General features: G+C 59.9%; 11 protein-coding genes. 4 read left to right on the top strand and 7 right to left on the bottom strand.

Annotated elements, in window-relative coordinates:
- Window positions 1–71 precede the first annotated feature (71 nt).
- The 3 genes from PL263_RS00130 (at window position 72) to PL263_RS00120 (ending at window position 4,576) form a co-directional block, all read left to right on the top strand.
- Window positions 72–767, top strand: a complete 696-nt coding sequence (locus tag PL263_RS00130; protein WP_278211115.1) for an ABC transporter ATP-binding protein — start codon at window positions 72–74, stop codon at window positions 765–767.
- Complete coding sequence (locus tag PL263_RS00125) at window positions 764–3,175, top strand: ABC transporter permease (RefSeq protein WP_278211114.1); 2,412 nt, start codon at window positions 764–766, stop codon at window positions 3,173–3,175. The genes PL263_RS00130 and PL263_RS00125 overlap by 4 nt, the downstream gene beginning before the upstream one ends.
- A 267-nt stretch (window positions 3,176–3,442) precedes the next feature.
- A complete protein-coding gene (locus PL263_RS00120) occupies window positions 3,443–4,576 on the top strand; it encodes a methyl-accepting chemotaxis protein (RefSeq protein WP_140910968.1) in 1,134 nt (377 codons plus the stop codon).
- A gap of 39 nt (window positions 4,577–4,615) precedes the next feature.
- On the opposite strand, the gene PL263_RS00115 is transcribed toward PL263_RS00120, so the two are convergent.
- The 4 genes from PL263_RS00115 to crtI (PL263_RS00100) all read right to left on the bottom strand — a co-directional run bounded on the left by PL263_RS00115 (window position 4,616) and on the right by crtI (PL263_RS00100) (window position 9,780).
- Window positions 4,616–5,023: a hypothetical protein gene (locus PL263_RS00115; protein WP_278211113.1), complete on the bottom strand. Its 408-nt coding sequence runs from the start codon at window positions 5,021–5,023 to the stop codon at window positions 4,616–4,618.
- Window positions 5,024–5,116: 93 nt separating this feature from the next.
- On the bottom strand, window positions 5,117–6,619 hold the full coding sequence (gene crtI / locus PL263_RS00110) for a phytoene desaturase family protein (protein WP_278211111.1): 1,503 nt from the start codon (window positions 6,617–6,619) through the stop codon (window positions 5,117–5,119).
- 2 nt (window positions 6,620–6,621) lie between these two features.
- Window positions 6,622–8,211, bottom strand: coding sequence for an aldehyde dehydrogenase family protein (locus tag PL263_RS00105; protein ID WP_278211110.1), 1,590 nt, complete (start codon window positions 8,209–8,211; stop codon window positions 6,622–6,624).
- A 42-nt stretch (window positions 8,212–8,253) separates the two neighbouring features.
- Window positions 8,254–9,780, bottom strand: a complete 1,527-nt coding sequence (crtI, locus tag PL263_RS00100; protein ID WP_278211109.1) for a phytoene desaturase family protein — start codon at window positions 9,778–9,780, stop codon at window positions 8,254–8,256.
- A gap of 836 nt (window positions 9,781–10,616) precedes the next feature.
- Between crtI (PL263_RS00100) and PL263_RS00095 the strand changes: the two genes are divergently transcribed.
- Window positions 10,617–11,417 (top strand): hypothetical protein, encoded by an 801-nt coding sequence (locus PL263_RS00095; protein WP_278211108.1) that lies wholly within the window; start codon window positions 10,617–10,619, stop codon window positions 11,415–11,417.
- Here the strand turns inward: PL263_RS00095 and PL263_RS00090 are convergent.
- The 3 genes from PL263_RS00090 to PL263_RS00080 all read right to left on the bottom strand — a co-directional run bounded on the left by PL263_RS00090 (window position 11,351) and on the right by PL263_RS00080 (window position 15,699).
- Window positions 11,351–11,638 (bottom strand): cysteine-rich CWC family protein, encoded by a 288-nt coding sequence (locus tag PL263_RS00090; protein ID WP_278211107.1) that lies wholly within the window; start codon window positions 11,636–11,638, stop codon window positions 11,351–11,353. The genes PL263_RS00095 and PL263_RS00090 overlap by 67 nt on opposite strands.
- A 69-nt stretch (window positions 11,639–11,707) precedes the next feature.
- Window positions 11,708–12,808: a ribonucleotide-diphosphate reductase subunit beta gene (locus PL263_RS00085; RefSeq protein ID WP_278211105.1), complete on the bottom strand. Its 1,101-nt coding sequence runs from the start codon at window positions 12,806–12,808 to the stop codon at window positions 11,708–11,710.
- On the bottom strand, window positions 12,805–15,699 hold the full coding sequence (locus PL263_RS00080) for a ribonucleoside-diphosphate reductase subunit alpha (protein ID WP_278211103.1): 2,895 nt from the start codon (window positions 15,697–15,699) through the stop codon (window positions 12,805–12,807). The genes PL263_RS00085 and PL263_RS00080 overlap by 4 nt, the downstream gene beginning before the upstream one ends.
- Window positions 15,700–15,758 lie beyond the last annotated feature (59 nt).

Below are 15,758 nucleotides of genomic sequence, written 5' to 3'. Positions count from 1 at the left end.
CCGGCTAACGGCATAATCCTTTGCCTCGCGTCTCGTTACCTCGTGTAACATACCCCAATTTGGCGAGCGCCATGCAGCCCATTATCGAACTGAATCAGGTCTACAAGGATTACCCGCAAGCCGGCGGCCGGCAAACGGTATTGCACGGCATCGATTTGCGCATTGCCGCCGGCGAATTCGTCGCGATTGTCGGCCCGTCCGGCAACGGTAAATCCACCCTATTGAACCTGATCGCCGGCATCGACCACCCCAGCCGCGGCGAAATCGTCGTCGCCGGCCACGCCCTGCAAAACCTCGGCAACGAACGCCTGGCACGCTGGCGCGGCGAGCATGTCGGCATCGTGTTTCAGTTCTTCCAACTGCTGCCGGCGCTAAGCCTGCTGCAAAACGTGATTCTGCCGATGGACTTCCTCGGCCGATTGAGCAAAACGCAACGCCGCGAGCGGGCGCTGCAATTACTGGACAGCGTGGGCTTAAGCGGCGCAGCCGACCGCCTCCCGAGTCAGGTATCCGGCGGCCAACAGCAACGGGCCGCCATCGCCCGCGCCCTGGCCAACGATCCGCCGTTGATCGTCGCCGACGAACCGACCGGCAATCTGGACAGCGCCAGCGCCGATGCCGTGTTCGATTTGTTCAGCCATCTGCGCGACCGCGGCAAAACCCTGCTGATGGTCACCCATAACGAGGCGCTGGCCGATGCCGCCAGCCGCAAACTGGAAATCCGCGACGGTCGGCTGCACGCCGATAGCCATTGGGAGCCGCGTTGAGCGCGCTGGCTTATAAATTCCGCGCCGATTTGTGGCGCCACAAAGGCCGCAGCCTGTTGGCGGTCGCCAGCATCGCCATCGGCTTGTTCGGCGTCGGCACCATATTCGGCATGATCGATTTGTTGCTGGCGAAAATGGATGCCGCCCACCGCTTATCGCAGCCTTCGCACCTGAATCTGATATTGCGTAGCGATGCCGATCCCGGCGTGTTACAGCAAATCGCGGCACAACCCGATGTTGCCGGGATCGAAGCGCTGAACCAATTGAATTTGCGGTTCCGGCCAACGCCGGAAAGCGCCTGGCAGAACGGCAGCCTGATCATCCGCAGCGATTACACCCGCCAGCTTTACGACAAGTCCGCTTTGGTCGCCGGCAACTGGCCCGTATCGGGCAAGCTCGCTATCGAAAACCTGTCGGCACAAAACACCGGCCTCGGCCTTGGCAGCAACGTACAAATACAAACCGAGCGCGGGACGCTCAGCTTCCCGCTGGACGGCATCGTCCGCCATCCCTTCGTCAAACCGCCCAAATTCGGCGGCCAGGCCGTATTCTTCGGCTCGGTCGCGGATGCAAAACTATTCGGACTCGCCCCTCACGGTTTTCGCCAACTACTGATACGGATTCGGCAACCTTACAGCGAAGACAAGGCCCGTGCCGCCGCCGTCCAGATCCGCACCCTGCTCGCCGAACACGGCGTCGCCGCCAACGCTACATTACTGCAAGACCCCGACCGACATTGGGGCCGGCCATTTCTGGCCGGTATCAACGGTGTGTTGGAAATCATGGCCTTGGCCGCGTTGGCGCTGTCCGCCAGCCTGATCGTCAACACCGTATCGGCCCATATCGCCCAACAAACCAGCCAGATCGGCGTGATGAAGGCGATCGGCGGCAGCCATCTCGCAGTCGCCGGTTTGTACCTGAGCGAAACCCTGTTGCTGGCGTTTGTGTCCATCCTGGTCGCCGCGCCGCCGGCGGCACTGGCGGCTGATCTGGGCTCGTGCCGGCTGCTGGCTATTTTCAATATCGACTGCGGCGGATTCGAACTCCCCTATCGCGCGCTGGCGTATCTGGTGGCCGGCGGCTTGCTGGTGCCGCTGCTGGCCGCAGCCGGGCCGGTATGGCGCGGAGCGACGATGACCGTACGCGATGCGATTGCCAGCTACGGCCTGGGCGCGGATTTCGGCAACGCCCGAATCGACCGCTGGCTACAAGGTTTGGCGGGCCGCTGGTTGCCTACCGTTTACGCCGCCGCGCTCGGCAATCTGTTCCGCCGCAAAACCCGACTGTTGTTGACCCAAATCGTCTTGGTCGTGGCCGGCGCGGCGTTTTTGAGCCTGACCAGTCTGATCGCCTCGGTCAACCTGACCTTGGACAACGAAATGGCCCGCAGCCGCTATTCCTTGAAATTGGGCTTCGTCAACGACCAACCCAAGCCAATGCTGCAAGACGCGATCAAAGCCGCCGATCCGGACTGCACGATCGAAACTTGGCGCCGCCTGCCACTGGAACTCGGCCACGACCGCGGCATTTTCCGCCAAAAAGGCAGTATGGGCCTGCAATTGCTCGCACTACCGGCCGCTAGCGAAAACTACCGGCCCCGGATGGAGAGCGGCCGCTGGCTGCAGGCCGACGACGCCGGCCGGGCCGTACTGGTGCTGAATGCCGAAACGGCAGCCTTGAACGGCATCCAACCGGGCGACACCGTCGAAGCGACAATCGGCAGACATCGCCAAACTTGGCAAGTCGTGGGTTTGTACCGCTGGCTGGCCGGCAGCCAATATGCCGTGGAACCGGTCTACGCGCCGCTGGAGACCGTCGAAAAATCGGTTGGCGGCGGTTCCGCATCGTTGGCGCTGGTGTCGGCACCGGTGGGGACACGGGAGGAGGAATCCGGCCGCTTGCACCGGCTCAGCGAAATGTTGCAACAGCGCGGCGTCGCCCTGGATATTTACAACACTCACGGCCGGCAGGAACAACGCGAATTCGCCCGCCACCAATTTCAACCGGTGATCGGAGCCTTATCCGGCTTGGCGGCGATGCTGGCCGCGGTCGGCGGTATCGGCCTTTCCGGCGCGTTGGCCATCGGCGTGTTGCAACGCAGCCGGGAAATCGGCGTGTTGAGAGCGATCGGCGCGCCGTCGCCGACCTTGTTCCGGCTGTTCATGCTGGAAGGTCTGTTCCACGGCATTCTGGCTTGGCTGATCAGCTTGCCGCTCGGCTACTGGGCTGGCGAACCACTTGCCAAACAACTTGGCGAAACCATGCTCGGGGTCAGCCTGGACTATCAATTCGCTGCGGCGGCGGCTTGGTCATGGCTGGGCTTGATCCTGCTATTGGCTGCGGCGGCCTCGTATTTCCCGGCTCGGAAAGCAGCCACAATGGCAATCCACGACTGTTTGTCGCATTGAACGCCGCCTTGGCGCCGAATCAGCTCGCATTTAACCGCATATTAGAATAAATTAAATCACTTGACCGAAGTCACTAAGCCGAATCGATTTACACTGGCCAGCGCAAGCGAAAAATCAAGCTAAACCGTAATCTGCTAACCTTTAACCGATAGCTGGTGCAGAAAACGGCAGAGCGGACCGTACTGGTTCCGGCACCCTGCCCGATCCGTAGGATTGAATAGAACCCGTTTTTAAAAACATCACCTCGTTACCACCCACTTCCGAACTATGTTTTCCATATTTACCCGCAAACGCGAAATCGAAGAGTTGCAGCAACACCTGGCCAAAGCCAATCAACGTGTCGAGCGACAGGATAACGAGCTCGAACAACTGCGTCGGCGTTTACAAGCGGCCGACAATACCAACGCCGAACTGGAACAGCAGTTGCGCAGCCAGGCCGGTACGGTGCGGCATTTGCAAAACTTCGGCCAATCTTTAATCACGATGCAAGGCAGTTTGCTGACGCTGGCAAACCGCCTGCGCGATGAGAAAGACAATGCCGTCGAAGCGCAAGGCATCTCCCTGAACAGCAGCAACGCCATCGAACGCATTTCCAAAAACCTGGCCAATCTGGCCGACGCCTCCAGCACTGCCGCAAAGCAAGCCGGGTCGCTGGATCAGAGCTCGCGGGAAATCATCGGTGTCGTCAAGTTGATCCACGATATCGCCGATCAAACCAATTTACTGGCGTTAAACGCGTCGATCGAATCGGCCCGTGCCGGCGAACAGGGGCGCGGTTTTGCCGTCGTCGCCGACGAGGTGCGGACCCTGGCGCAAAGAACCGCCGAGGCCACCAATAAAATCGCCAAACTCGCCGAATCGATCCGGATTGCCAGCGGCGGCACCCGCGACCAGATGAACTCGCTGGCGGAACAGTCGCTCAGCTTCAGCGAAGACGGCCAGCGCGCCACCGGCACGATGCGCGAACTGCTGGATTTTTCGGTAACGATGGAACAAGTGGTGGCCGCGTCGTCGTTACGCAGTTTTTGCGAGCTGGCAAAACTGGACCATCTGATTTACAAGTTCGAGCTGTACAAAGTGCTGTTCCATTTATCGCAAAAATCGGTGCACGATTTTGCGCAACACACCGAATGCCGCTTGGGAAAATGGTATTACCAGGGCGAGGGCAAGGCCTGTTTTTCGCAATTGCCCGGTTACCACGACATCGAGCAACCGCATATTTCGGTGCACGCCAGTGCCATCAACGCGCTAAAAGCGCATGCTGCCGGCGATAACGAAACCATGCTGCGCGAGGTCGGGAATATGGAGGACGCCAGCCTGCAAGTGCTGGCAAATCTGGAAAAGATGGCACATAGCGCGGAGCTGAACAGCAATTTGCTGTGTCAGGCCAAACACGCCTGATCGTGCCGGTCCGCCCGGATCCGGGGCTTGAGCCAGCCGTTATACCACTGGATCAGGAGCGAAAAAAATATTCGATAAATCGATAAAAATTTCGATGCGGTCGCCGCGCCGACGTTCCTGCCGTCTTTGCTCGCTTGCTACCTGAGCGTTGGCGCTGCGTCGGCGATCGTTCAAATAATCCCGGAAGTTATAGGGTCTTACCTGGATTTCACTACCGTTGAAGGGCTTACCGTTCAGTCGTTCGATGACCTTGAAGCCGAACTGTTCCGAGTTGATCATGGTCAAGCCATGGTATTCCAGCGCGTTGGTCCGTTTGTCCCGAATCACCATGACTTCGGCTTTCAACACCTCGCCGCTGTCCGCTTCACCGCCAACGGCCGAGGCTATCAGGCTGTACAATTCGTTGGGCCGGGAGTTAACCGGAATATCCTTGAAAAATAAGATCATAAAATTGCTCGAAACATTAACGGCAGACTCTAATGCTCTCCGGCTCGGCGTCGAACCCGGCCGAACCGGAAATCATTTTAGTCCGTAGCCGGGCTAACGCAACACGCCCATATCCGCCAAGATTTTGTCCCGCACCAATTGCCCGGACAACGTCACCATCGGCATGCCGCCGCCCGGATTGACGCTGCCGCCGACGAAATACAAATTCGGCAACTGGCTGCTGCGTTGCGGCGCTTTGAAGCCCAGATTTTTGTTGCGGTCGGCCACGACGCCGTAGATCGAGCCCAGGTTCGAGTAATAGCGGGCCTCAATATCCAGCGGCGTCCAGTATTCTTCGGTGACGATGTGCCGGCGCAGATCGGTCAGTCCCATCCGTTCCAGCTTCAGCAATACCCGTTCGCGTAGAGCCAAGTAATCCTCGGCGCTTAACGGTTTCTCCGGGTCCAGATGCGGAATGTGGGGCAGAATCTTGATGATTTCGCAACCGGCCGGGGCCTGCGCCGGGTCGGTTTTGCAGGGTGCGACCAGGTAGATGGTGGGGTCGTCGGATAATCGGTGGCTGTGAAACACCGCGTCGAAATGCGCCCGCGAATCGGCGGAATAAAAGAAATTGTGGTGGGCCAGTTGCGGATAAATCCGGTCAACGCCCAGGTGCAATACCAGTCCGGAGCAACTCGGTTCGAAGCGCTGCATTGGTTTCAGCTCGGCCGGGGTGCTGTTTAGCAACTTCTGCATCGCCGGGATCACTTCCATGTTCGAAACCAAGATGTCGGCCGGCAACCGTTCGCCATCGGCCAGACGCACGCCGGTCGCCCGGCCGTTTTGGCGTTCGATTTCGGTGACTTCGACATTAACGCGTATCGTCACGCCCAGTTCCAACGCCAGTCGTTCCATGGCCTGGGCCAGACCGTACATACCGCCTTTGACGTACCACAAGCCGTAGCCGTACTGGATATAAGGCATCAGATTCATCAGGGCCGGCGCGTCGTAGGGCGAGGAACCGACGTACTTGATGAAATAATTCAGAATGTCGACCAGTTTCGGATCCGAGACGAAACGGCGGACGCCTTGGTTCATGGTGCGGAATACGTCGAATTTCAAACTGCGTAGCGGGCCGTAGAATTTCAGCAGCTCCCAAAATCCGTCCAGGCCTTTGGCGAAATATCCGGCTTCGGTTTCTTGGGTGAGTTCTTGCGAATACGCCATGAAACGCTGAAATTCTTGGTAGACCTGCGGACCGAGCTTGTCCAGTTCCCGGCGCTGGTGGTCCGGGTCTTCGCACAAGTCGACGACGGTGCCGTCTTCGAAGAAATTGCGCCAGTGCGGTTCGACTTTTTCGATAGCGACATAATCGGCCATGCGTTTGCCGGCCCGCTCGAATAAGGCTTCGAACACGTGCGGCATGGTCAGGATCGATGGCCCCAAATCGAAGGTGAATCCGGCCTGGGTCATGATATTGAGTTTGCCGCCGACCTTGTCATTCTTTTCCAGCAACTCGACCTGAAAGCCTTCGCTGGCTAACGAGATTGCCGCAGACAAACCGCCGAGGCCGGCGCCGATCACCACGACTTTTTGATTCCCAAGGTTTTGCTTCATCACTATTTCCTATGCCAAGACAGCAGTAATTTCAGGTTGTGCCAGCGCTGGACCAGATCGAACGCCGAATATTCGCGAAACGCCTGTAAGGCCGGCCAATTGCGTTTTATGCGTTGCCGCAGCGAACCGCCGCCGTGGACGAAATCGAGGTAGCCTTGCAACGCCCGGTAATGTTGCGCCGAATACGGAAACCAGTTGGGTTCCTTCGGCAAATGGCTGCGGCTGGTCAACCCGGACACCGGGTAGCTGAACGCCAGCAGGCCTTCCGCACCGTGATAACGGCCGAAACCGCTGCGTTTGACGCCGCCGAACGGCAAGCCGGCATGGCCGATATTCTTGATCACGTCGTTGACGGCCCAGTTGCCGACTTGCAGTTGCTGAGCCACCCGTTCGGCTTTAGCGATATCGCGGCTCCAGACCGAGGCATTCAAACCGAACTCGCTGTCGTTGGCCAGCGCTACCGCATCGGCTTCGCTGTCGAATGCCATCACCGGCAGCAAGGGGCCGAAACTCTCTTCCCGCATCACGCGCATGCCGTGGTGCACATTCCACAACACCAGCGGCCGGACGAAGTTGCCGTCGCAAACCAACGGTCCGGAAGCTACAGCGCCTTGCGCCAGTGCGTCGTCGTAGTGCGCCTTGATCAGTTCGATTTGCCGGCCGGAAACCATCGCCCCCAACTCGGCATCGGCACCGGTACCGACCCGCAGTTGTTTGCTGGCGTCGAGCAAGCGCTGCAGAAATTGGTCGTGGCACTGGCGTTGCAGGTACAGGCGTTCCACCGAGACGCAAACCTGACCGCTGTTGCTGAACGCGCCGTAAACCGCGGCAGCGGCGGCCCGATCCAAATCGGCGTCAGCGAACACCAACATCGCGTCCTTGCCGCCCAATTCCAGCAAGACCGGAATCGGATGCTGCGCCGCCTGGCGCATCACCGCCTGCCCACCCGCCAAACTGCCGGTGAAAAACACCAGATCCGGGCCGGCGTCGATCAATTGGGCGCCGACCGCACCGTCGCCAGGCAACCATTGCACCAAATCCGGCGGCAAATCCAGGCGTTGGAACAAATCGACAATCAGTTGGCCGACCGGCAGGCTGAGTTCGGAAGGTTTCAAAATCACGGCATTGCCGGCGAACAAGGCAGTCAACAGCGGCGCCACCGACAATTGAAACGGGTAATTCCACGGCGAAATCACCGCGGCGACGCCGACAGGCCGGTAACAGACCTTGGCAGTGGCGCCGGGAAAAGCGAACGGCGACGTCGTCACGCCGCGTTCGGCCAAAATATCCGGCGCGTGTTTACGGTAATACGCCAGCAAATCCAGCAGCGGATAGATCTCGCCGAGCAAGGCTTCGCAAGCCACCTTGCCGGAGGTCAGCCGCAGGCAATCGACGATGGCGTCGAGTTCGGCCAGGAGCAGTTCGCCGAATTTCGCCAGAATCCGGCAGCGTTGCTTGACCGGCGTTTCGCTCCAAATACTGGCCGCGGCACGGGCGCGCTGCAGGGTCCGGCGGATGTCGTCCTCGGTGGCGACCGGGTATTCGCCGAGCAAGCGGCCATCCAAGGGCGAAAAAGCCTGTAACGTCGCCACGGCTAGCAAAACCGGTGAGTAAACAAACCTGGCACCCTGCTGTTACGACTTCAGCCAGCGGCTGTGCTGGATCTCGGCAAACGCGGCACCGTGCTTGCGGGAAATCATGTTCGCGGAGATGCGCGCCGATTCGTAAATGGTCGGCAAACCGCTGCCGGGATGGGTGCCACCACCGACCAGATAACAATTGTCCAGTTCTTCGAAACGGTTATGCGGCCGCCAGTACAGCATCTGGCTGAATTTATGCGCCAGACTGAAGGTAGCGCCTTTATAGACGTATTCGTCCCGCTCCCAGCCGCCCGGCGTGATGATTTTTTCGCATTCGATATGGTCACGAATGTCGGCCAGACCCAAGCGCGCGCCCAGGCTATCCAGTACTTGTTCGCGCACCGTCTGGCAATGGGCTTCCCAATCCAGCCCGCTGTCGTTGTTCGGCATCGGCGCCAACACGTACAGCGCCGATTTTCCGGCCGGGGCCAGACTCGGATCGTTGACGGAGGCGTTTTGCACGTAGAACGACAAATCCGCACTCAAGGTCTTATTGGCGAAAATATTGTCGATGTTGGTCCGGTAGTCCTTGGCGAAGACGATGGTGTGATGCGGCAAGTCGTAACGTTTATCCAGCCCCAGGTAAAGCATGAAAGTGGAGCAGGAGTAATCGAGCTTTTGCAATTTCTCCGGCGCGTATTTTTTCAGGCTGCCGGCCGGCGCCAGCCGGCTCATGGCGTGGGCGAAATCGGCATTCACCACCGTTTCGTCGCCGCGCACCTGGCTGCCGTCGTCGAGGATCACGCCCTTCACCGCACCGTTTTCGACCCATAACGACTTGACGCCGGTCGAGGTATGAATTTCGCCGCCGTTTTCGGTGACGACTTGCGCCATCGCCGCGGCGATGCGGTTCAAGCCGCCGGCCACGTGGTAGATACCGTATTCGTGTTCCAGATAAGGCAACATGGTGAACAGTGCCGGACATTCCCACGGCGACATGCCCAAATATTTGGACTGGAAACAAAAAGCCAGCCGCATTTTTTCCTGCGTGAAATAACGGCCCAGATTGGCGAACACGCTTTTCGGGAACGCCAGCCACGGCAACGCCTTGATCAAATCCGCCGATAAAAACGAACTCAGGTTCGAATAGTCGCGGGTGATACAAGGGTAAAGCGCGTTGAAGCGTTTGCGCTCGAGTTGCAAGAACGCTTCGTAACCGGCCGTACCTTCGTCGAACACCCGGTTCAACTCGGCCCGCATGTTTTCCCGGTCGGAATACACTTCGATCTGGCGGTCGTCATATACCAGCCGGTACATCGGCGACAGCGGCAGAAACTCCAGGTAATCCTCACTCCGCCGTCCGCACAATTCGAACATTTCGTCCAACACGCCTTTCATCAACAAAAAGGTGGGACCGGTATCGAAGGTAAAACCGTCGAGGCGAATCGGCCGATTGCGGCCGCCCACTTCCGGATGCTTGTCGTAAATCGAGACTTTGAAACCGCGCTGGCTCAGGATCATGCCTGCGCACAAGCCTCCCGGACCGGCGCCGACGATGATGATGTGTTTGGATTGGCTCATGTTCAGACTGGGGATTGCTATCGATTTCCTTGAAATATGCCGGTAATGTATCAGCAAAAATCGAAAAAGCGATTTTTGATCGGCTTGGCGCAGTCAAAACAAGCTTGCGGTTCGCTCAGGGAACACGGGAATAGCGGGGATTTTCCGGGGGCGGCTGACACGAATCAACCTGTCTCGCCTGGCAGTTCCGTTGCCGAAGTTGCGGGCATAAAAAAGCCCACCTAAGTGGGCTTCGTCCGGTTCTATTTTTTATGTGTTGGACGCCTGCCGGGTAATCCGACAGTTTAATGGCTCGCGCTTGTTATTGTTTTTCTACCAGCAAGCTGGTCGCTTTCCTCCCTCCCCCATATGGCAGGCTCCGGCTCTTGCGAAGCGGGTTACCTACTCAAGGTGGGCGCATTGTAGGGGATAAAAAAACCGTTGTCCAGAAAAACTGCGACGTTTTGTCGCACGCGGCGCCAGCCCTTGTCTGGCGTGGCCTCCCGCCGCTCGGAACCGACGAATTTACCGACGCCAACGCAAAAAAAAGCCCCGAAACAACGGGGCCGAAGTTAAAGAGGGGGAACTGTGCTTCCAACTGGGCCAGGTATTCGCTCCGGAACCCTATCGTCCAGCCAATGCTCATAGTTCGGGATTAGTTATAGAAGCAGCCGGGACCAAAAACCTTGACCGCAATCACAGATGCCATAATGTTTAGCAGTACAAACCGAAAAATTAACGACAGAAAGCGGCAAGCGTCACAAAAACAACCAAGCTTTCCGTGCATGGCCGGCATTTAGCGGACAAACCTCGACCAAACCGCCATGGGCCGGCTTTCGACTAAGCACCCGATTTCCATGATCTCAGAGTTCATTCACTATTTGGGCACCCGCGCGGCCAGCCCCGGCGCCCGCCGACTAGGTTATGCCGGCGAGACCGCGGCGCTGGAAACCCGCCACCGCCGCTGCCGCAAAGCTTGGCAAGCGCATTTAGCCTCCACCCGTGCCGCCTTGCTGAGCGCCGCCGAACGCGCCGGGCCGAATCGTGCCTGCGCATTAATCGGCGGCGGCGGCAGCGTCCACGACCTGCCGGTGGCCGAGTTGCTGGACCGCTTCGATCGCCTCGTGTTATTGGACATTTGCTTCGGCCCCGGCGCTCGGCGACTCAGCAGACGCTGGCCGCAACGCGTGCATTGCTGTCCTCACGACGTTACCGGTATCGTCGACTGGTTGGCCAAACACCGCCGCTTGCCGCCCGCCGAATTGTTATCGCATCTGGCGTTACCGCAACTCGACACACCGCCGGATTGGGTGGCGTCGGTGAATTGCCTGACGCAATTGCCGGTATTACCGATCGCTTACTTGGCCTCGCGAGTAACCGACGAAAATCTGCTCGAGGCATTCGGCCGCGAACTGGTGCAAACCCATCTACGCTGGTTGCAGGCATGGCAAGTGCCGATCTGCCTGATCACCGAAGTCGAAGACCGCCACTTCGACCGCCATGACGCCTTAACCGGCCGGATGGACTACCGTAGCCTGCTGCACGGGTTTCAAACCGACGCCGCATGTATCGGCCAATGGCCCTGGCAGATTCATCCGCCGGGAGAGCTGGCCGGCGGCCGGCACGAGATCCGAATCATCGAGGCCTGGTGTACTTGACCCGTAATCCGCCAGACCTGCATGCCACCCTGCAACCCCCGTAAGCAAAACGGACACAGACAATCGGCGTAAAGCTGCCGAATTTTGTTGCGCGCGTCGGGCGACAATTCGACACTAGTGCACTCGCAACGACGAATATTGTCGGCGTTACAGCGGAATTGCCGGCCGCAGCGCGGGCAATGTTTGGGTTCGTGCTCGCTATCGGTAGTTGTGCTGCTCAACCTATGTCCTCTTTAAAACGTCTGCCGCTAACAAACAGATTTTCCCATAATTCAAATGCCCTCACCCGCTCACTCCCACGCCAACGCACCGCCACTCTGGTATTCGGTGACCCGGGTTTCGAAGAAGTTTTTTTCCTTGCGCAGGTTGGCCTGTTCGTCCAGCCACGGCAGCACGTTGCCGGCGCCGGGAAACGGCTCGTCTAAGCCGACTTGCCGCGCACGACGGTTGGCGACGTAGCGGAATTGCTCGACGTGCAAGCCGGCGTTGTAGCCCAGAATCGGCTGGCGCAGGATGTAGCCGGCATAGGCCGCTTCGGCGGCTTCGGCTTCGTCCCACATTTGCCGCAGCGCTTGCGGGTCCAATGCCAGATTTTCTTCCTCCAGCAACTGGCGCACCACGCGAATGCCGAACGCGCAATGCAGCACTTCGTCGCGCATGATGTACTGGAGCTGCTCGGCGGCGCCCTTCATTAAACCGCGCCGCTGCAAGGCAAACACCGGGCTGAAGCCATTGTAAAACCAGCAACCCTCGAACACGGCGGCGAAAAACAGATAGGCCATGGCAAACTCGTGCAGCGCGTCGCGGTCGGTCAATGGCCGCCCGGATTGCAGCACGCCGTGCAGGCGGCGGTTGGCCAGCGCGATCTTGGCGTGGATTTCCGGCACTACCCGGTAGCGGTTGTAGATTTCGCGCTGGTCCAGCCCCAGGGTTTCGATGCAGTGCTGGTAGGTCCAGGTGTGTAACGCTTCCTCGTAGACTTGCCGGGCCTGGTAGATTTGCAGTTCCGGCGCGCTCATCTTTTCCATCACCGCCAGCCCGATGTTGCGCATCGCCAGAATGTCGGAGGTGGTCAGATAGGCCAGCACGTTTTCGAACACGTGGCGCTCGGCCGGCGTCAGCGCGTGCTGGTAATCGTGCACATCTTGCGCCATCGAGATTTCCAGCGGCGTCCAGTGGTTGCGGTTGGCGTTCAGGAAAAACGACCAAGCCCACGGGTATTTGAACGGCGCCAACTGGTTGACGTCGGCTTGGCCGTTGACCACCCGCTTTTGCCCGGCCTCGACCGGCGGCAAGGCCGAATCGGTCCGCTGCACGACACTTTCGTCTCCCGCGCCGGCAACCGGCGCGGCCGGCAAATCCCAATCGTCGAATGCTAACCCGGCCTTCATTGGCAGGCCTCGCAATCCGGATCGGCAATCGAGCAGACTTTCATATCGTTCCCACGCTCGGCGTGGGAATTCAGCTCGAACCGCTCCGCGGTTCCGGACGCCGGAGCGTCCTCCTTCGGGTTCCCGCGCGAAGCCTGGGAACCATAATCGCTGGCGCCGCCGGTTTTCTCCATCGCCGTCGCCCCCAAGCTGCGCAGGTAGTAAGTGGTCTTCAAACCACGTTGCCAAGCCAGCCGATACAGGCGGTCCAGCTTGCTGCCGGTCGGCGCGGCGACGTACAGGTTTAGCGATTGCGACTGGTCTATCCATTTCTGGCGGCGGGCGGCGGCCTCGATCAGCCATTCCGGGTCGATTTCGAACGCCGTGGCGTAACGCGCCTTGACCTCCGTCGGCACCCGCTCGATGGCCGCTAGCGAGCCGTCGAAGTATTTCAAATCGGCCACCATCACCTCGTCCCACAACCCCAGTGCCTTTAACTCGCGCACCAGCGCGGCGTTGACCACGGTAAATTCGCCGGACAGGTTGGATTTGACGTACAGGTTTTGGTACACCGGCTCGATGGACGCCGACACGCCGACGATGTTGGCGATGGTCGCGGTCGGTGCAATCGCCACGCAATTGGAATTGCGCATGCCGACCTGGCCGATGCGTTGACGCAAGGCTTGCCAATCCAGTTGCCCACCGGCGGGCACACCCAAATCGCCGCGGGTTTCGCCCAAGCGTTCCAGCGTGTCCGGCGGCAGCAAACCTTGCTGCCACAGGCTGCCGGCGAAGCTGCTGTAGCGGCCGCGCTGCTCGGCCAAATCCGCCGAAGCCTGGTAGGTGTAGTAGCAGAGCATTTCCGCGGAACGGTCGGCGAATTCCAGCGCTTCCGCGCTGGCGTAGCCGACGCCCAAACGCTGCAGGCAGTCGGCAAAACCCATCATCCCCAGGCCGACCGGACGGTGGCGCAGGTTGGCGTTGCGGGCCTTGGGCGTGGCGTAGTAGTTGATGTCGATGACGTTGTCCAGCATGCGCATCGCGCTGGCGACGGTACGTTGCAGTTTGTCGGCGTCCAGTTGCCAGACGCCGCCACGCTCGACCAAATGCGCCGGCAGATTCACCGAACCCAGGTTGCAGACGGCGGTTTCGTCGGCGGACGTATTCAGCGTGATTTCGGTGCACAGGTTGGAGCTGTGAATCACGCCGGCGTGTTGCTGCGGCGAACGCAGGTTGCAGGCGTCCTTGAAGGTAAGCCACGGGTGACCGGTCTCGAACAGCATGGTCAGCATCTTGCGCCACAACTGCACCGCGCCGATGCGTTTGCACAATTGGATTTCGCCGCGCTCGGCCTTGGCTTCGTAGGCTTGGTAGGCCTCGGCGAAGGCGGCGCCGTACAAATCGTGCAAGTCCGGCGCGTCCACCGGCGAAAACAAGGTCCAGTCGCCGTTGTCCCGCACCCGCTGCATGAACAAATCCGACACCCAGGCGGCGGTGTTCATGTCGTGGCAGCGGCGGCGCTCGTCGCCGGTGTTTTTGCGCAATTCCAGAAATTCCTCGAAATCCAGATGCCAGTTTTCCAGATAGGCGCAGACCGCGCCCTTGCGCTTGCCGCCCTGGTTGACCGCCACTGCGGTATCGTTGACTACCTTCAAAAACGGAATCACGCCCTGGCTGTGGCCGTTGGTGCCCTTGATGCGGCTGCCCAGCGCTCGCACCGGCGTCCAGTCGTTGCCCAGGCCGCCGGCGTATTTTTGCAGCAGCGCGTTTTCCTTGATGCCTTGGTAAATGCCGTCCAAGTCGTCGGAGACCGTGGTCAGATAGCACGACGACAATTGCGGGTGGCGGGTGCCGCTGTTGAACAAGGTCGGCGTCGAGCACATGAAATCGAAGCTGGACAGCAACCGGTAAAACTCGATGGCGCGGGCCTCGCGGTCGATCTCGTTCAAGGCCAGCCCCATCGCCACCCGCATGAAAAAGCACTGCGGCAGCTCGATGCGGCGACCGTCGATGTGCAGGAAATAGCGGTCGTACAGGGTTTGCAGGCCCAGGTAATCGAATTGCAGATCGCGTTCGGCCAGCAAGGCCGCGCCCAACACCGCCAAATCGAACTCGGCCAGACGCGGGTCCAGCAATTCGGCGGCCACGCCGGCGGCGACGAATTCGGCAAAGCAGCCGGCGTAATGTTCGTGCATGTCCGCTTGGGTCCAGGCCGTACCGGTCGCTTCCAGACGCAGATTGCTCAACAGCAGGCGCGCGGCGACTTTGGCGTAGTCCGGGTCGGTTTCGATCAAAGTGCGCGCCGCCAGCACCAGCGCCTGGCGCACCGCCGCCAGCGGCATGCCGTCGTATAAATTAGGCAGGGTTTGTGCCCACACCCGTTCGGCATCGGCGCCGGCCAAACCGGCGCAAGCCTCGCTGCATAAGGCGATGAAGGCGGCCTGATCCAACGGCCGGCGTTGGCCGGCGTCGTCTACCTGCAGGGCTGGCGTGTCATCTGCTTGGAGTTGTTGCGCGGCGCGTTGCTCGGCGTGTTTTTCCCGGTACAGCACGTAGGCGCGGGCCACGTCGTGGGCGCCGGAGCGCATCAACGCCAGCTCCACCTGGTCTTGAATGTCCTCGATATGCACAGTGCCGCCGCCGGGCAAACGCCGGGTCAACGCCTCGACCACACTAGCGGTAAGTTGCGCCACCTGCTCGCGGATGCGCGCCGAGTTGACGCCATGCTGGCCCTCCACCGCCAGAAAGGCCTTGGTAATGGCAATGGCGATTTTTTCCGGCTGAAACGCCACCACCGCGCGGTTGCGGCGGATCACTTCCAGGCCGGCGTGCGGCGGTAACGACGGGGGTAACGAGGCGGCTTCGCCAGCATGGGCATAATGGGCGGACGCGCGGACGGCGGCGGTTTGCATGCGATTCTCCTTGCTCTTGGGCGGGAAGCGCGAAGCCGCAACGGAAAGGCGCGCGGCGC

Origin of the sequence: Methylomonas sp. EFPC3 (genome assembly GCF_029643245.1) — a bacterium.
GTDB lineage: Bacteria > Pseudomonadota > Gammaproteobacteria > Methylococcales > Methylomonadaceae > Methylomonas > Methylomonas koyamae_B.
The sequence above is the reverse complement of the archived record's forward strand: the minus strand, read 5'-3'. Positions and strand labels throughout refer to the sequence as shown.